Origin of the sequence: Paenibacillus sp. SYP-B3998 (assembly GCF_010820665.1) — a bacterium.
Classification (GTDB): domain Bacteria; phylum Bacillota; class Bacilli; order Paenibacillales; family NBRC-103111; genus Paenibacillus_E.
In genome coordinates, this window is record NZ_JAAIKC010000006.1 from 233,796 (window position 1) to 251,474 (window position 17,679).

Here is a 17,679-nt window from a genome sequence, read left to right on the forward strand (position 1 = left end):
ATTCCTCCTCAAGTTTTGCTTAAGCAAAACTGATTTCGTACTTATTCGGTCTTTTGAGATTGTTCAATACCTTTGCGAAGCGCGTTCCATGCAAGGGTTGCGCATTTGATCCGTGCCGGAAATTTGCTTACGCCAGATAAAGCTTCTATATCTTCATATTCGAATTCTGGGCTTTCGCCTTTCATCAGACCAGAGAAGCTTTCCGCCATCTTAAGCGCTTCTTCAATCGTTTTGCCTTTCACAGCATCGGTCATCATCGAAGCGGAAGATAGGCTAATAGAGCAGCCTTCTCCAGTGAACTTAGCAATCTTAACGATGCCATCTTCCACCTGCATTTGCAGCGAAATTTTATCGCCGCAAGTGGGGTTATTAAGATCGATCGTGACTGCTTCGTCTGATTCAAATTTACCACGGTTGCGTGGACTCTTATAGTGATCCATTATCACTCTGCGGTATAAATCATCCAATTGTTGCATGACCGAAGTACTCCTTTGTTTTTTGTAAGGCCGCCACAAGTCGGTCAATATCGGCTTCTGTATTGTACAGATAGAAGCTAGCACGTGCAGTGGCGCTCACTTGCAGCCATCTCATAAGAGGCTGGCAGCAGTGGTGCCCCGCCCGCACAGCGACTCCCTCCGCATCCAGGACGGTTGCAACATCATGAGGATGTACATCGCCTAGATTGAACGTTATGAGCCCTGCACGATCTTTGGTAGGTCCATAGACAATCAGATCCTCGATCTGGGTCATACGCTCCATCGCATAGTTCGTCAGCTCAATATCATGTTTATAAATATTGTCCATTCCGACTTCTTGCAGAAAATCGATAGCTGCTCCGAGACCAACAGCTCCTGCAATGATTGGCGTTCCGCCTTCGAATTTCCAAGGCAGCTCTTTCCATGTCGATTCATATAAATCCACATGATCAATCATTTCGCCGCCAAATTCAACAGGCTCCATGCTTTCTAGCAATGCCTTCTTCCCATACAATGCCCCGATTCCGGTAGGACCACACATCTTGTGACCAGAAAGCGCGTAGAAATCGCAATCCAGATCTTGCACGTCCACTTTCATATGAGGTGTGCTTTGCGCGCCGTCAACCAATATCTTCGCACCATGCTTGTGGGCGATACGAGCAATTTCTTTAACTGGATTGATTACGCCTAAAACGTTAGAGACATAAACAACGGAAACAATTTTCGTACGTTCTGTTATTGTATTCTCAACATCGGCGATAGAAATCGATCCGTCAGGCTGTAAAGGAATATATTTCAAAGTGGCACCCGTCGCCTTGGCTGCTTGCTGCCAAGGAATCAAGTTACTATGATGCTCCATCGGTGTAATTACAATCTCATCGCCTTCGCGCAGCACCGATTTCGCAAAGCTTCCTGCCACTATATTAATTGCAGTTGTCGTGCCTCTTGTGAAAATGATCTCTTGCTCGCTTGACGCATGAATGAATTTGGCTACTTTCTCGCGTGCCCCTTCATAGGCATCCGTTGCACGCGAGCCCAGGGTGTGAACCCCACGGTGAACGTTCGCATTGTCCCACTCATAATAGTGCTTCAGTGCTTCAATCACCTGAATAGGCTTCTGGGATGTAGCAGCGCTGTCCAAGTAAACCAGAGGATGACCGTTCACCTCTTGCTTAAGAATGGGAAAAAGTTCACGTATCTCCGAGGTATTCATTGTCCCAGCTTCCTCTCCACTAAGCGTTGCAGCTGCTCTTCAATGCTCTTGATAGGAATTACAGAAACGACTGGCGCTAAGAATCCATATATAATTAAGCGTTGCGCCTCTTCTTTCGTAATACCACGAGACATTAGGTAATGCACCTGTTCAGCATTTACTTGGCCTACGCTCGCCGCGTGACCAGCTTTAACATCGTCTTCATCAATCAGTAGAATTGGATTAGCATCGCCGCGTGCTTTTGGACTCAGCATCAGTACTTTCTCTGTTTGCTGACCATTACAGCCTGTCGCGCCTTTCTCAATTTTCGTGATTCCGTTAATAATAGCAGTTGCGCTATCTCTCATAACCGCACGAGTAATCATATCGCTTGTCGATGCCTTACCCCAGTGAACGGCACGAGTTGTCAAGTTCAGCTTCTGCTCTTCCGTTCCAACACAGATGACTTTCGCATCTGAATCGGAGCCGTTGCCTTTCAAAATGGATGTCGTATCGGACATCGAGTTCCCGTAGTTCATTTCGCCTACAACCCATTGGATGTTGGCATCATTTTCAAGAATGGCACGGCGATATGTCAGATCCGTTACGGATTCTTCCAAGTTGTGAATAGAAGCATAGCTTACTTTAGCTCCCGGTTTAACGAAAAGTTCAACGATACCGTTTTGTACCAAGGAAGCACCCGACAAGGAGGAAACGAAATTGTCCACATAAGTAACGGAGCTGAATGACTCAGCAACAATCAATACGTGAGGAGCAAAGCTTGCTTCTGCATCGTCCGTCACAAACAAAGCTTGAAGTGGAATATCGACTTGAACGTTTTTAGGCACATAGATGAAAATGCCTCCGTTCCAAATCGCTGCATGGAGAGCTGTCAGCTGATTCTCATTGGCTTCCACAGCTTTCATGAAGTAAGGCTTAACCAGATCAGCATGTTCTTGAAGCGCTGTTTCCAGATCAGTGAAAATTACACCTTGTTGCTTTAGTTGCTCAGAAACTTGTTTGTGAACGATACCCGAATTTCTTTGTACGATCAGATTATCCGGGCTTGCCAGCCCCTTAGCAACTTCAGGCAGATCATCCAAGGATGCAAGAGGGGATTGCGCTTTATAGGTTCCGTAATCGGAGATGCTCCAACGGTCGATTCTTGTCTTTTCAAGCTTAGGTAATTCCAAGGATTGTGCTAACGTCAATCCTTCTGAACGAAGGGAAGTCATCCATTCTGGCTCCTGCTTGCTGCGGGAGAGCGCGATGATTGCGTTAGAATCAATGGAAAGTGTAGTTTGAGTGCTCATGGTTTCCTCCTGATTAGTACTTCGGCGCAGTCGTGTTCATAGGAACTTTGAATTCTTCCGCGTCTTGACCAACGGTTTCATCCACGATGCCGAGCTCTTCTTTAATCCAGTCGTAACCATCCGCTTCCAGACGCTCAGCTAGCTCAGGACCACCGGATTTAACAATACGACCTTGCATCATAACATGTACAAAATCAGGATTAACGTAATTCAGTAAACGCTGGTAATGCGTAATGATCAAGAAGCCGCGCTCTTCACTGCGCATTGCGTTTACACCTTCAGCAACGATGCGCAAGGCATCGATATCAAGACCCGAATCAATTTCATCCAAAATAACGATTTTCGGCTCAAGCAGCAGCATTTGAAGAATCTCATTACGTTTCTTCTCACCGCCAGAGAAGCCTTCGTTTAAGTAACGGTGCATGAACTCTGGGTTCATTTCCAATTGCTTCATTTTAGCTTCCATTTGACGAATGAATTTAATCAAGGAAATTTCATTGCCTTCTCCACGGCGTACATTCATCGCACTGCGCAGGAAATCTGCATTCGTTACGCCAGTAATTTCGCTCGGATACTGCATAGCCAAGAACAAGCCTGCGCGTGCTCTTTCATCCACAGCCATATCGAGAACATCTTCGCCATCCAATGTAACGGAGCCCTCTGTCACTTCATACTTCGGGTGGCCCATCAATGCGGATGCAAGCGTACTTTTACCAGTACCGTTCGGTCCCATGATCGCATGAATCTCTCCGCCTTTAATTTCCAGGCTAAGACCTTTCAAAATTTCCTTTCCTTCGACGTTCGCTTTAAGACCGTCTATTGTAAATGTTGGTGAGTTCGCCATTTCTTAAGCCTCCATAGAGTAAATGTACTTGAATATGAAAATCATTCTTGAATGATAATCACTGATTCTCATTAGAATAATTCTATTATAACTTACCGAACCAAATCAAGAAAGGGCATTTCCACAAAAAAAAGCGGAGCCCCATGTGAACGTGTACCCTTTATTGCGAACCAAGGCTTTTCTTGATTTTAGCCACTTGTGCAGCGAATTGCTCGTCACTTAAAACGGGTGTCATCGCTCGGTCGTTGGGCAAATCGGCTTGGATTTCAATCCACGACTTGCATCCAAGATAGGCCTGTTCAATTGTAACATCGACGGGATTGTTCAGCTTGTACACCCTTAACAGCATAATATGCAGCGGGTTTTTACGTTTCCACTTCAATCTTTCTTCTGCAAAATTCTCAGTCCAAATGTGGAAAGGGTACAGCTTGTTCAAATGTTCCTGATCACTAATTTCGATATCTTCAACTAGTTGAGCGTAAACACTAAGCGTAACATTCGGGTTCTCTGGCTTCCATCCTGTTAACGAGTCGTCGATAAAGCCTTGATAGCTTTCCTTCAATAATTCCTTCCGCTGATGCTCATACGTCGGATAGAGGAAAAACGCATCTGATTCTACTTGAAAATCCCTTGTCTCTTCAACAATTCCTCCCTTACGCATAATAAATAGCTGCGTGCCGTTAGCCAAGGCTTCAACAGCCGATGCCCATTCTTTTAAAGCTATTGGTTTCGTGTCCAAAAAATATACACCTCGTTCTCCATATAATGCTATTTATTATAAGGAATCTCGAGAATCAAAACAATGTGCGCCTAATAACGCAAAGGGATGGCTCCTCGGCCATCCCTTCGTTTCCTTATTTTGAAGTTTCTGCATAATAGGTAGGTTGAATACGGGTAAACTGTTCTTGATTACTTTTCATCGGATTGGGATCCTTCGGCGTTGCAGGAGAATCCGAATCAAAAGCTAACAGGAGCAAGAAGAAACAAGCAACACAGATAAGCAGTAGATTTAGGATTTTCATCACTTTACATGCCTCCAGATCTCTAATGCTTACAGTATAGACATCTATCATTATGCTCATGTTTGTGCAGATTTAAGAATTTGTAAATTGTGTTTATCCAAGGAAGGATTGAAGCATCCAGCGGTGCTTTTCAAGTGAAGTTTGAATGGCAAGAAGCATATCGGAGGTTGTCTCGTCATCCGCTTCTTCACTTGTCTTTATCCCCGCTTTCAATTCCTCAATAACGATACTGAAATCCTCTATAACCGCTTCCACCATTTTCGCAGCAGTCTCAGCGCCTGATGCTTCTTTGAGCGAAGAAAGCTCTAAGTAAGCTTTCATAGTTGCAGCCGGCTGTCCTCCGATGGTGAGCTGTCGTTCCGCTAATTCATCCACATGCAGAGCAGCTTCATTGTAAAGCTCTTCAAATTTAACATGCAGAGTGAAAAACTGATTTCCCTTTACATACCAGTGGAAATTATGCAGTTTTACAAAGAGTAATCCCCAGTTCGCAATTTGTTTGTTTAAAACGACTTGAATCGATTGAGCTGTTGCAGTTAAGGTCATAATTGTATAGCCTCCTTCAATTTGGGATGTTCGTTTAGAAACTTCGCTGTACATGCTAATTTGCCAACATAAGGTTTATAATATGTAAATTGTGTTTCTTTTCATAAGTAAGTATTTCAAGCTTGGGCATTTTGTCATATACTAGGAACAGACGAACAATACACAGTAATTTGGTTGGAATTGAAGCCAATGCATAGAGGAGGCCATTCATATGTCGAATTATCATCCATTAAGTGAAGCGCAAGCAATCGAGTACGCTCGTAAGATACCTAATTTATTCCAAGCTGGCTCTGAGCTCTCTAGTCGTGAAATAGGCGACGGTAATCTGAATCTCGTATTTCATATCTCAGAGCCGACAACCGGGAAAAGCATCATCCTCAAGCAAGCATTGCCTTATGCCAAGGTTGTTGGTGAATCGTGGCCGTTAACGCTGGACCGCGCGCGTATTGAAAGCGAAGCCCTCCAAATTGAAGAAGCGCTTTGTCCGGATCTGGTTCCTCATGTCTATACCTATGAACCAGAGCTTGCACTTACTGTCATGGAGGACTTGAGCGATCACGTTATCATGCGCAAAGGGCTCATAGAGCGTAATAAGTATCCCCTTTTCGCTGAGCATATTGGACGATTTCTAGCGAACACTCTTTTCTTTACCTCAGACCTTGGAAAAAATCAGCAAGCGAAGAAAACCCAACTTGGACGCTTTATTAATCCTGAGCTTTGCAAAATTACAGAGGATTTGATTTTCGACGATCCTTATCGCGATGCGGAAACGAACAACATTGAAGCTTCGATCCGCGATGCTGTCGAGCAAATTTGGAATGACAAAGAGCTCCATTTGGAAGTAGCGATCTTACGGAATAAATTCCTGACCAGCGCGCAAGCACTGCTTCATGGCGATCTCCATACGGGCAGTATTTTCATTAAACCAGACTCTACAAAAGTTATTGACCCTGAATTTGCTTACTACGGTCCAATGGGATTTGATATTGGCGCCATACTAGCCAATCTCTTACTCAACTTTGCTGCGCAAGAAGGCTGGAGTCCAGATGAAGAAAGCCGCGTTTCTTACAGAAACTACTTATTGGAAACAATTAAAGACATTTGGACGAATTTCGAAAACAATTTCCGCGCGCTGTGGAATGAACATGGCGTTGATCGCGTTTTCGAAACACCTGGCTACCAGGATTATTTCTTAGGTCAGCTCCTTCAGGATACCTTTGGATTCACGGGAGCGAAAATGGTACGTCGCGTTTATGGACTTGCACATGTAGCGGATATTGATAAAATTGAAGATGCAGCGGCGCGAGAACAGGCGCAGCGCCTGGCCTTATCCATTGGAACAACATTAATTCGTTTCAATCGCCAAGCCAAGTCAATTGATGAAATCATCGAAATTGCCTCCAAAGAATCAGCAAAAGAAAGAGGATTTGCCCTATGACGAACCAACCATCCGAAGTAACAGCGCAAGGCGCTTTACAATCTTTGCAATGGAAAGATCAGCATCTTGATCTGCTTGATCAACGATTGCTGCCAGAAGAAATTGTTTATTTACCGCTTGAGACACCTATTGAAGTATGGGAAGCGATTCGACACTTGAAGGTCCGCGGAGCTCCTGCGATTGGTATTGCTGCCGCCTATGGGGTTTACCTGGGTATTCGCGGTTTGGATGCGGAAGCTGGCGTGAACGGACTTCTGGCCGAAGTTCAGAAGCAAGCGGACTACCTAGCGACGTCGCGTCCAACGGCTGTGAACCTGTTCTGGGCTCTCGACCGTATGCGTGCCCGGGCAGAGAGCTTGGCCGCAGTCGGGACAAGTCCAGACGCCTTCAAGCAATCGCTTCTTGAGGAAGCGCAGAAGATTCAAGCTGAGGACGAAGAAACAAACCGCCTTATTGGCGAACACGCGCTAACGCTGTTCGAAGACGGTTTCGGCGTACTGACACACTGTAACGCCGGTGGCTTAGCGACAGCCAAGTACGGCACGGCGTTAGCGCCGTTCTACTTGGCCAAAGAAAAAGGCATGAACATCAAGGTGTTCGCGGACGAAACGCGTCCCGTGCTGCAAGGCGCACGACTTACCGCCTTCGAACTGCAGCAAGCTGGCGTCGATGTGACGCTGATTTGTGACAACATGGCCGGCGCGGTCATGTCCAAGGGCTGGATTCAAGCGGTCATCGTGGGTACAGACCGCGTAGCGGCTAATGGCGACGTCGCTAACAAAATTGGCACATACAGCGTAGCCGTTTTGGCGAAAGCCCATGGCATTCCGTTCTACGTCGCTTCACCTCTCTCCACGATCGATTTGAACACGCCAACTGGCGCGGACATTCCAATCGAAGAGCGCCATGAAGACGAGATTACGCAAGGGTTCGGCAAGCGTACCGCACCTCAAGGTGTGAAGGTGTATAACCCCGCTTTTGATGTAACGCCAAACGAGTATGTCACGGCCATCATTACGGAAAAAGGTATCCTGCGTGCTCCATACAAGGAGAGTCTGCGCACTTTGTTCGAATAAACCTTTATCCGCCTTGCTCACTTAATAATAAAAGGCTGTCCTATTCGCAAACATTTCTGCGAAACGGGACAGCCTTTTTTTTGCAAGCAGCTAATCTTTCTGGGTGTGTCTCAACATGCTTTCTCGGTACTGCACGGGTGTCATCCCATAAGCTTTCTTAAACACATAATGCAAATAATTGCTCGTTGCAAAACCGCTGTTCTCCGCTATTTTTTCGAGTGTCCACACGCTCTGCAGCAGCTCGCTGCATACATGCTGAAGCCGAACCTGCTGCAAGTAATCCGTGAACGCTAAGCCAGCAAGTTCTTTGAAAATACGCTGCAGCTGCCGCGAGCTGATCTGCACACGCTCGGAAACAATTTCCAGTGTCAGCGGACGACGGAAATTATCTTGAATGAACTGCACAGCAAGCTGATAGCGGTAGCTCTTCATATCCCGTGCCGGCAAATCCAAGCCAAGCTGTTCAATATTGTACGCCCCCACTGTTCTCAAGAGCATCTGTATGATGGATTGCTTCATAATGGTGTATTGTCCCGGTTTATTGCTGCGCCAAGCTTCGTAGGCAACAAGGAACCATTTCTTGGCCTCTTGCCGATCAAACGCAGGAACATGTGGAAGTTCATCTAACTGAAGAATGCACGCATCTGCTTCCGCTATTTCCCAAGCTTCCCCCCAAGCCTCGGCATGGATGAATGGATCAGCAGGCTGTTCTAGTTTAACGATGTCAATATGAAGACATAATTCATCCATCTTTTCATCTGCGTCAGCTTCCTGACGATGACTGACGCCAGGACCTGTTAAATAAAGTAACCCCTCCTGTAAAGCATGAGTAACTCCATCTAAGGTTACAGTCCCTTTACCACGGGGAATATAGTGAAATTCATAATCTGAATGATGGTGGAAATCAATTATGGTACCGGGCGGGAAGGAGGTTAAATGACAGCGCAAAACACGAATTCCGTAAGAACCCCAACGAAAAGTAAGGTCCAAACGATCCAATGCCATCGGATTTTCTACCATAGGTTCAAAATAAAAAGGCTGAACAGTCGCTTTCGTGTGGCTGCTTATGCTCATATACTCCCTCCCTTCGCTCCCTTATTTTTTTATGGCAGCAAAGCATCAATACGAACCTGCTGTTTCGTTGCAGCGGAACGATTCGATGCCTCCATCAGCTTGGTTAAATCTGTTGCCAATTGAATATTGTCGACAGCTTCAGTGCCAGCCTGAATATGAGCGACCCATTGATGGAAGGCGGACGGTTTGGCTGCCGGCCAGTTCTTCTGCTCCATCCATTGCTCGTTCGCTTCAGCGAGCCTTGACGTGCGAAGCCACAGCTTTCCATCCTGCTCGGAATAAAGCAAGCTGCCGTCGGTTCCATGAACTTCAATGACAAAAGGTGAAAAAGCATTGACGAAGCCAGCCTCGACAATGCCGATTGCCCCATTGGCATAGTGCAAAGTAGCCACCGCATTATCTTCAACGTCTCTCCCCGCTACGTAGCCGTAAGATGCGCTTACCGACTCTGGCATACCCAACAAAAGCCTAGTTAAATACATAGGATGACAGCCGAGATCAATCAGCGCTCCACCCCCGCATTGCTCTTCGTTGTAGAAATGTTCAGGCAGCCAACCATTGGGATTCGATGCTGTCGGGAGCCCCCCATTATGGGATAAACGAGTCCGAACCAACGTGATTTGACCTAACAGCTCCTGCTCCAAAACGGCTTGAATCGCTTGGGTAGAGCCCGCATTCAGTCGTGGCAATGAAACCGTTAATTTGACACCAGCTTCGGCAACAGCCTTTAAAATATCGTTCGCTTCCTGTAAGGTAGGAGCGATTACTTTTTCCGTGAAAATATGCTTGCCTGCTCGTGCCGCCTTGATAATAACTTCGCGATGGTGGTTCGTCGGCGTATCGATGATGACCCCGTCAATCTCTGGATTAACAAGCAGTTCCTTTAGGTCCTCATAAAATGCAACCCCGCGCGCGGTCGCCTCCGCTTGTCCTCTATCAGGCAGCTCATCCCACACGGCGACAATTTCGGTATTCGGATGTTCAACAGCTTGTTGCGCGTAGTCTCTTGCATGAACGTGCCAAAAGCTTAACATAGCTACTCTAATCATAAAATAACCTCCAAATAAGTGACTTGGGATTATTGTAGCATGTTAAGAGAGCTTGATAAATTTCAAATTAACGACAATCGGTAGTGCGATATTACGACACTTGGAGCCAGTTTTGAAATTAGCCTGATGGAAGGTGATCTTACTTCGTTACAGGTACAGTCTTAAAATATTCCTCAAGGGTTATCCCTTTCGAGACAATATCCTTCGATATTTCTGTCCCTACATAACGAATATGCCATGGCTCATATTGGTAGCCTGTAATTTCGGCTTTGCCCTTCGGATAGCGAATGATAAAACCATACTCAGCTGCATGCTGTTCAACCCATTTTGCTTCTTTGGTTCCTCCAAAACAGTCTTCCGCTGCGCACTTCCCATTGCTGCCTGTTACGTCGATAGCTAGTCCCGTTTCATGCTCGCTCGTTCCAGGAACGGCGCTGTACGTTTTCGCTTTTTCCTCCCCATCTTTCAGCACATATCTTTGAAAAACAGACTTCTGTGTTGCGTAAGATCGGTAAGCCGAGACACCTGCAAGATGGATTCCGTCCTTTTCAGCACCTGCAAAAAGTTTCTCTAATGCATCAGCCGCTGTTTTACGCATTTTACGCTTTTCAATTTTCTCTGAGAATACAAAAGCTACATCCGGGTACACCAAATCGGTTGGTTCATATTCTGATGGCAATGAATTTTGCTTATTTACAAGCACAGAGAGGCTCTCTGGCTTAGCTATGACGGCAATGGCCCCATTTTTCCCAGTATTTGCGGATGGTGCCGGAGTAGCGCCTGGCTTTTGCGAAGCTTTAGTCGTTGGTGTCGGCGTTGCAGTTGATTTACTCGAAGGCGATACAGAAGGCGAAGCTGTGCTGGTTGTATTCGCAGTTGGGCTCGCAGATGAGCTGGCTGCCGCACTTTCTCCAGCTGAAGGCGTCGGTTCTGCCTTGGGACTGCCGCATCCTGAAAGTATCGTAAACGCTGCAACAAGTACAAGCGTACCTTTCATTTTATTGTTCATGTTCTGAAAATCCTCCTCATTGTTGAAAACATTGCATATGGAATAGACTGCCCGGACGAGGAAAAAGTTTCATTACCTCCGAACGAAAAAAAGCCGCGAAACAAGGTTTGCGCCTCATTCGCAGCCTTCTCATATTTTATTCGTTCCCACATGACCTTTCAAGCCCCGAACTACCTAGTTCTATATTTATGCTTGACTTGCCTGAATCGCTTGCTCCAGATCATTGATAATATCTTCGATCGCTTCCGTACCTACGGAAAGACGAATGAGCCCTTGAGTTAGAGACTTAGAATCTCCGACGTTGGCTAAATGGGAAAATAACTTCACTGTGTGAATCAGCTTTTTGCCAGCGTCGGCGCCGCCTTTAAATCCGAAGCTTAATATTGCACCCTGACCTTTTGACCGGGTGCTGTACACAGGAAAACAGCCCACTCCGAATGTTGGTTCAGAGCGAGCTGTTTTGTTTCAAAGAACCTTGGACAAGAAGGCTTTCGTTCGTTCTTGCTTTGAATGCTCAAAAATTTGCTGAGGTGTTCCTACTTCGACAATAACCCCTTGCTCCATGAACATGACGCGGTCGCCAACCTCACGAGCGAAGCCCATTTCATGCGTAACAACGACCATCGTCATACCCTCTTTTGCCAACTGCTTCATAACAGCCAATACTTCACCGACCATCTCAGGATCAAGGGCTGACGTCGGCTCGTCGAACAGCATAATCTTGGGTTCCATCGCAAGCGCTCTTGCAATCGCAACCCTTTGAGCTTGACCGCCGGAGAGCGAATCGGGAAGCGCATACGCTTTATCCGAAAGCCCAACTTTTTCAAGAAGTTCTAACGCCTTCTTCCGGGCTTTTTCTTCCGGCCATTTCCTCACTTGAAGCGGAGCTAGCATAATATTATCAATAACCTTCATATGTGGGAAAAGGTGAAACCGCTGGAACACCATACCTAGTTCCATCCGAATTTCGTGAATCTTATGGGCTGAATCCATCAACGACTTGCCTTCAATGAGAATCGTTCCCCCATTCGGCTGCTCTAACAAGTTCAAACAACGGAGAAACGTTGATTTCCCTGAACCTGACGGTCCAATGACAACAAGAACCTCTTGATTTTGAATGTCCGCATTTATGTCTTTCAGGACGACATTATCTCCGAACGATTTTTGTAAATTTCTTACTTCAATCATTGCGCTCATCTTCCTACACTTTCCTTTCCAGATAAGCAAGCAGCTTGCTTAGGGAATAAGTAAGAATGAAATAAATTAAGGCTGCTGTTAAGTAAGGCTCCCACACTTTAAAATACTGGCTTCGCATGGCGTTCGACCAATACATCAACTCTGGAGCCGCTATAACGGCGAAAAGCGATGAATCCTTCACTAGTACGATAAATTCATTACCGAATGGAGGAATCATCCGCTTGATCGCTTGCGGTAAAATAACGGATTTCATCGTTTGAAAATGTGTCATGCCCAGCGAATAAGACGCTTCCGTCTGCCCTCTATCAATAGACTGAATACCTGCTCTGAAGATTTCGGCCATATAGCCCGCAGAGTTCAATGAGAGCGCAACGATAGAAGCCACAATCGGATTGGTCGTTCCCAAGAATAAAGGAACTACCCCGAAATGGACAAGAAGAATTTGTACTAGGAGTGGGGTACCACGGAAGAAGTTGACGTACATACTCATTGGCCAGCGCAAATACCCTCGCGTTGACATTTTACCTAATCCGACACCCAGACCCAGAACAGATCCGAACAGAATGGAAAGAATGGATATACCTATGGTCCAAAGAGTTCCCTTAAGTAATAAGGGAATATACTCCACTATGATGTCAAAACGAAAACCCATATACACTTTCCTTTCATCCCCTATTTTGCTGTTTACAGAACAAAAGCATGCGCAAGGTTGAAGCCGCGCATGCTCGCCTAACTATTATTTTTGTTCTAACAGCTTCTTGGTGTCCGGTTCTTGACCAAACCACTTTTTATATACTTTCGCGTAAGCTCCATTTTCAATCACCTTTTTGATCGCAGGATCAAGCTTCGCTTTCAACTCGCTCCCCTTAGGCAGCAAGATTCCATAATACTCGGAAACAAAGTTCTGAGGATCGGAGATCACTACAAACTTCTTGTTCGGATTGTTCTTCACATACTCGCGGACAATAGCGATATCAGCGACAAAAGCGTCGACACCATTCGAATCAAGCTCCATTAGCCCAAGTGTGTTGTTATCCAGACGTTTCAAAGATTTATTGTCTGCACCCAAGATTTTGGTCATCAGAATATCTGCCGTTGTAGAGATTTGCACAGCAACCTTTTTGTCTTTCAAATCCAATGCGCTTTTGATCGGGCTGCCTTCTTTGACCAAAATCATGTTTGTAGATTCAAAATACGGAGCTGAATAATCATAGCTTTGTTTACGATCATCCGTAATGGAAACACTGGCGATTCCACCTTGGTATTCCTTACCTTGCTGAACACTCGTCAGCATGGTATCCCAGCCAGTATTAACGATTTCATATGGAAGTCCCGCTTCTTTCATTACCTCACCCAGAAAATCAATATCAAAGCCTGATACTTTGTCTTTATCCATAAATTCCATTGGCGCGTAAGCCGCATCTGTCGCAAATTTGTATTTCGTACCACCGCTTTGTTTAGTATCACCTTGTTTAGCACCGCACCCTGTAATTGCAAGTGTAAGAGCTAAGGCTATAACGAGAACATTTAATTTCTTCAACGCAATTCCTCCACGACTTTGTAAAATGTATGAATCATATTCTAACACCTGGTTAATAAAATAACAACGTTATAGCCATGCTGAAAAATCAGGAAAATGCAGGAAAATACAGGGTTTTAGCGTGTTTTACAATTGTCAGAATGATGCAATAGAGAACCCAAACGCTTTCGTCAACTGCGCGTAACTGAATTAAAAAAACGTTGAGATCCGAGATCCCAACGTTCGGTTTCGATAAGAAAACAACCCTTCACATCATTTTCAGAATCGCTTCTCGACCTGTCATTCCGGCAACAATTCCCAAATCTTCAGCTGTATATGTCACAGATTCGAGTGGTGCCTCCAGGAGCTCTTCGATTGTCCGAACCCCCGTTGCCCTTGCTGCTACAATATTTCTATCTCTTAATCGTTCATTTAGCAGCCCTACATCAAGCGCGCCGCACATGATATATCCTTTGTCTGTTGTGACGACGAGCAACGTTGTCTTAGGCAGCTTCACTTCTATGGCTATGGCTGTATGTCCTTCAAGGAGAATCGGTTCTACGCGCATCATACTCTGCACAGCTCCTCTTAGCAGTCTTAAGGACAGTATATGCACATGGTGCTAGTACGGTGTAACGAAAGTATCGGCCTTACAGGTTTATTTCCAATTACGTCATACAAGTTTGTCATTTTCTATCAAGAACTCATTCAAACGTTACTCCCCAAAATCAAACGCTAAGTATAGTTTGTTCAAATGAAATATTTTTGCGCTTTTTCCTTCATAATTAGCTGCACAATCTTGAAGCATAAATGAAAAGACTTTTTCGCCTCTATTTTCAATCATGTTCAAACTTTCATAAGAAGTCATTTCAAATTCAATAGAGTTACAGCTATGTTCTGTAACCTCTTTTACATGCGTATATCGGGTGACGCTTAATTTCTTTGATTCGGATTTTGTTTTATCGCAAAACAAATATAGATGAGCTAGTAACTGTGACATCGGATAATCTCCTCTTCTTCAGACTTTATTCGAAGCCTTCGCTTGTCGTTTTGCTGCTTCCGCCTCTGGCTCGGTAAACCCTTCCTTCATCAACTGTTTTTTTATTTTTACGGCATATAGGTCTGCGCCCAATGCCAGTTCTGGCGTAAGGGCTCCTTTGTAACGATCAGCCATAGACGTGATTGCATTGTACAGCACAAGCTCTTTATCCATATTCTCTCTCCAGTATGAATCAGTTATTTTAGAATCAAATCATGTTAGCAAAATTCCACTTTGAATAATCCCTAGCTCAATTAAGCAATATTAAAACTTATAAAGGACAACTGTAATAGTAGCTGATTACGGATTCTTAATCAAATATGTGAAATAGAAAAAGTTATGTTTTCCATTGTAACTTACATGTTTTTTAACCAGAAGCCGTTATTTCCAATATCATGTGAAAATTGAGCTATTTTTGGTTATAATATAATGATATAGTTGAATACTGAGGATTTTATTTGGAGCAAGGAGGCCGTATGAGTCAGACGAAAGCAAATGCGAATCAAACCGGACATTTATTCACCGTAGAAATTTTAATTGAAGACGCCACCAATGGCCTTGCTTTGGAAAAGCTCCTTCATCTTTTAAATGCAAATACGATTAAAGATTATCAAATTATACAAGGAATTCAGCTCGGTAAGCTGATTGAGCTCAACGTGAAAAAAGAGAGCCATTCCGCACCACAGCATATTAAAAGGGCGATCCCCGTGTCAGCGCCTGCTACTCAGGTAACTGCACCCCCAACGCCAATTCCTGCATCCGAAAAAATCATTGATCAGCTCGAGACCTTTAAAGCCAACAATACATTGATCCGATTAACTGTCATTAAAGCGAAGGGGATTAAATTGAATCTTCCTTGCCGCATTTTGAACTATGACAATAGCAGCCAGAATGTAACGGTTTACCATGTGGATGAGAAAAAAGTATACTTGTTCAAATTAAACGAAATCGACGATTATGTAGCCTTCTAAACAAAATAGAAGAGGGAATCCTTCAGCTCTACGGATACCCTCTTCTTCTATTTATTCGTGGGAAACAGCTGTTTGAGAGCTGCTGTGCAGCATGCCCTCAAGTTCCTGAGCACTCACTGGTGGACTAAACCAATACCCTTGCACCTCATTGCAATGATTCTGGTGAAGGAAGCGAAGCTGGTCTTCTGTCTCCACCCCTTCAGCAATCACTTTCAAGTTCAAATGGTGCGTCATAGCAATAATCGTGGCAACGATAGCTGCATCATTGGGATCCACCATAATATCGCGGACAAAAGAGCGATCAATCTTTAGCTTGTCGATCGGGAATTTTTTCAAATAATAAAGCGAGCTGTAACCTGTTCCGAAATCATCTATACTGACATTTACCCCAAGCTCCTTGAGCTCAAGCAAGGATTGTATGGCATGATCAACATCCATGGTCATACTTTCTGTAATTTCCAATTCCAGATACTTAGGATCTAATCCAGTCTGTTCCAGAACACGATTGATTTTCCCTTTAAGATTGTGCTGAAAAAATTGGCGCATAGATAGATTAACCGAAATCGGTATCATCGAGAAGCCTTGATTTTGCCAAGCTTTATTTTGTTTGCACGCGGCGCGCAGCACCCATTCGCCTATCGGGACAATCAGCCCTGAATCTTCTGCCAACGGGATAAAATGATTAGGCATAACGATTCCACGCTCGGGGTGCGCCCATCGAATAAGGGCTTCGACCCCAACGATACGCCCGCTTTCAATGTCCACCTGTGGTTGATAATATAAGATAAACTCATCGCCAGTGATTGCTTTACGCAGTTCATTTTCCAACTTCAAGCGATTCAGCGAGACCGACTTCATATCCGTATTAAAGATTTGAAAGTCATTACGCCCCTTCTCCTTAGCTCTAGCCAGCGCGATATCCGCATATTTCATCAACATCTCCGCATCCTCTGATTCTTCCGAGGAAATGGCAATTCCAATGCTTGCAGTCACGTGGAGCTCGTATTGCTCAAGTCGAAATGGTTCCTCCAGTACCCGATTGATACTTGCTACTAGGGCAATTGCATCATTCGCATCAGCTGCATTGGTAAAGAAGAAAGCGAACTCATCACCCCCGGTACGAGCAAGAAAATCGTTTTCTGTTATGCATCTTGTGAAACGTTCAGCCAATTGAAGCAGCAGCATATTCCCATAATCATGGCCGAAGCTGTCATTTACAAGCTTGAATCGATCAATGTCCAAGTAAAATACGGCTAGCTTTTGACCGAAAGCTCTCGTCATATTTAAAGTCTCATTCAATTGATCCTTGAACATCCGGCGATTGGGCAGCCCTGTCATATCATCATAATAAGCCATGTACCGAATTTGCTCGTCTCCGCGCTTACGCTCCGTTATGTCTTGACAAATGAGTATACTCCCATTGGTTTCAGGCTGAATGACGACAGGCACGGCAGTAATATGTAAATCCACCCTATATCCACTTTTATGAAGCACAGCGGTTTCAAAGGTAACGGGGATGCCTCCCCTAACTCGCGCTAAATACCCCATAGTTGAACCGGAGTACTCCCCTGTCACATAGGAAGCAAACGGTTGATGCATCAATTCATTGACCGAATAGCCCAAAATGCTCTCCGCGGCATGATTAATTCGAATAAACTTCCCTTGCTCATCAAAGATTCCGATGGCATTCGGATTATGATCAAATAAGGAATCCAATACGCTTTGATGATCATGCTGATCGACAGCTTGGTGATTGGATGCTTCCGTCCTTCTTTTGCTCCTAAACAGTAAAATGATCAGTAACAGCGAGGCAAGAATACAAATCCACGCAGCAAACGGTTTTATGTATAGGCTTCCGAATATGACGAGAAATAAATACCCGCCTACATATACCCGCTTTCTCACAGGTTATCC

20 protein-coding genes and 1 pseudogene are annotated in these 17,679 nt (G+C 44.8%); 3 read left to right on the top strand and 18 right to left on the bottom strand.

Translation table 11 applies throughout. From position 1 onward, the window contains the following. Positions 1-41 precede the first annotated feature (41 nt). The 7 genes from sufU to GK047_RS17595 all read right to left on the bottom strand — a co-directional run bounded on the left by sufU (position 42) and on the right by GK047_RS17595 (position 5,393). Entirely contained in the window at positions 42-476 is a 435-nt protein-coding gene (gene sufU / locus GK047_RS17565; protein ID WP_163949444.1) for a Fe-S cluster assembly sulfur transfer protein SufU, read from the bottom strand. Further along, complete coding sequence (locus GK047_RS17570) at positions 460-1,689, bottom strand: cysteine desulfurase (protein WP_163949446.1); 1,230 nt, start codon at positions 1,687-1,689, stop codon at positions 460-462. The genes sufU and GK047_RS17570 overlap by 17 nt, the downstream gene beginning before the upstream one ends. Continuing rightward, complete coding sequence (gene sufD, locus GK047_RS17575) at positions 1,686-2,981, bottom strand: Fe-S cluster assembly protein SufD (protein WP_163949448.1); 1,296 nt, start codon at positions 2,979-2,981, stop codon at positions 1,686-1,688. Before sufD ends, GK047_RS17570 begins: the two co-directional genes overlap by 4 nt. Positions 2,982-2,994: 13 nt before the next feature. After that, the gene (gene sufC, locus GK047_RS17580) at positions 2,995-3,825 is read right to left on the bottom strand and encodes a Fe-S cluster assembly ATPase SufC (RefSeq protein ID WP_163949450.1); all 831 of its coding nucleotides are present in this window, start codon (positions 3,823-3,825) and stop codon (positions 2,995-2,997) included. Between the two features lie 160 nt (positions 3,826-3,985). Then, positions 3,986-4,564 carry a DUF1802 family protein gene (locus GK047_RS17585; protein WP_163949452.1) on the bottom strand — a complete coding sequence of 193 codons (579 nt, stop codon included), beginning with the start codon at positions 4,562-4,564 and terminating at the stop codon, positions 3,986-3,988. A 115-nt stretch (positions 4,565-4,679) separates the two neighbouring features. Beyond that, the gene (locus tag GK047_RS17590) at positions 4,680-4,850 is read right to left on the bottom strand and encodes a hypothetical protein (RefSeq protein ID WP_163949455.1); all 171 of its coding nucleotides are present in this window, start codon (positions 4,848-4,850) and stop codon (positions 4,680-4,682) included. 90 nt (positions 4,851-4,940) lie between these two features. Next, complete coding sequence (locus tag GK047_RS17595) at positions 4,941-5,393, bottom strand: Dps family protein (protein ID WP_163949458.1); 453 nt, start codon at positions 5,391-5,393, stop codon at positions 4,941-4,943. A 211-nt stretch (positions 5,394-5,604) separates the two neighbouring features. Between GK047_RS17595 and mtnK the strand changes: the two genes are divergently transcribed. Together mtnK and mtnA are read left to right on the top strand one after the other, a co-directional pair. Further along, entirely contained in the window at positions 5,605-6,831 is a 1,227-nt protein-coding gene (mtnK, locus tag GK047_RS17600) for an S-methyl-5-thioribose kinase (protein WP_163949460.1), read from the top strand. Continuing rightward, entirely contained in the window at positions 6,828-7,907 is a 1,080-nt protein-coding gene (gene mtnA, locus GK047_RS17605; RefSeq protein WP_163949463.1) for an S-methyl-5-thioribose-1-phosphate isomerase, read from the top strand. Before mtnK ends, mtnA begins: the two co-directional genes overlap by 4 nt. A 90-nt stretch (positions 7,908-7,997) precedes the next feature. Here mtnA and GK047_RS17610 read toward each other — a convergent pair whose 3' ends face one another. From GK047_RS17610 to GK047_RS17655, 10 genes and pseudogenes are all read right to left on the bottom strand, one after another. Further along, positions 7,998-8,981 (bottom strand): AraC family transcriptional regulator, encoded by a 984-nt coding sequence (locus GK047_RS17610; RefSeq protein ID WP_205516843.1) that lies wholly within the window; start codon positions 8,979-8,981, stop codon positions 7,998-8,000. Positions 8,982-9,010: 29 nt separating this feature from the next. Further along, positions 9,011-10,030, bottom strand: coding sequence for a Gfo/Idh/MocA family protein (locus tag GK047_RS17615; RefSeq protein ID WP_163949466.1), 1,020 nt, complete (start codon positions 10,028-10,030; stop codon positions 9,011-9,013). A gap of 139 nt (positions 10,031-10,169) precedes the next feature. Beyond that, the gene (locus GK047_RS17620) at positions 10,170-11,039 is read right to left on the bottom strand and encodes a M15 family metallopeptidase (RefSeq protein ID WP_163949469.1); all 870 of its coding nucleotides are present in this window, start codon (positions 11,037-11,039) and stop codon (positions 10,170-10,172) included. A 186-nt stretch (positions 11,040-11,225) separates the two neighbouring features. Beyond that, a pseudogene (locus tag GK047_RS17625) lies at positions 11,226-11,438 on the bottom strand (bifunctional O-acetylhomoserine aminocarboxypropyltransferase/cysteine synthase); the annotation flags it as partial. 66 nt (positions 11,439-11,504) lie between these two features. Next, a complete protein-coding gene (locus tag GK047_RS17630) occupies positions 11,505-12,227 on the bottom strand; it encodes an amino acid ABC transporter ATP-binding protein (RefSeq protein WP_163949676.1) in 723 nt (240 codons plus the stop codon). A gap of 13 nt (positions 12,228-12,240) precedes the next feature. Beyond that, entirely contained in the window at positions 12,241-12,888 is a 648-nt protein-coding gene (locus GK047_RS17635; RefSeq protein ID WP_163949472.1) for an amino acid ABC transporter permease, read from the bottom strand. 84 nt (positions 12,889-12,972) lie between these two features. Continuing rightward, the gene (locus GK047_RS17640) at positions 12,973-13,776 is read right to left on the bottom strand and encodes a basic amino acid ABC transporter substrate-binding protein (RefSeq protein ID WP_163949476.1); all 804 of its coding nucleotides are present in this window, start codon (positions 13,774-13,776) and stop codon (positions 12,973-12,975) included. Between the two features lie 247 nt (positions 13,777-14,023). Beyond that, positions 14,024-14,326: a YunC family protein gene (locus tag GK047_RS17645; protein ID WP_163949479.1), complete on the bottom strand. Its 303-nt coding sequence runs from the start codon at positions 14,324-14,326 to the stop codon at positions 14,024-14,026. A 144-nt stretch (positions 14,327-14,470) separates the two neighbouring features. Next, positions 14,471-14,755 (bottom strand): hypothetical protein, encoded by a 285-nt coding sequence (locus GK047_RS17650; RefSeq protein WP_163949481.1) that lies wholly within the window; start codon positions 14,753-14,755, stop codon positions 14,471-14,473. 18 nt (positions 14,756-14,773) lie between these two features. Then, on the bottom strand, positions 14,774-14,968 hold the full coding sequence (locus GK047_RS17655) for a hypothetical protein (RefSeq protein WP_163949484.1): 195 nt from the start codon (positions 14,966-14,968) through the stop codon (positions 14,774-14,776). A 302-nt stretch (positions 14,969-15,270) separates the two neighbouring features. On the opposite strand from GK047_RS17655, the gene GK047_RS17660 reads away from it, so the two are divergent. Next, positions 15,271-15,765: a hypothetical protein gene (locus GK047_RS17660; protein WP_163949486.1), complete on the top strand. Its 495-nt coding sequence runs from the start codon at positions 15,271-15,273 to the stop codon at positions 15,763-15,765. A 51-nt stretch (positions 15,766-15,816) separates the two neighbouring features. Here GK047_RS17660 and GK047_RS17665 read toward each other — a convergent pair whose 3' ends face one another. After that, positions 15,817-17,670: an EAL domain-containing protein gene (locus GK047_RS17665; RefSeq protein WP_163949489.1), complete on the bottom strand. Its 1,854-nt coding sequence runs from the start codon at positions 17,668-17,670 to the stop codon at positions 15,817-15,819. Between the last annotated feature and the right edge of the window lie 9 nt (positions 17,671-17,679).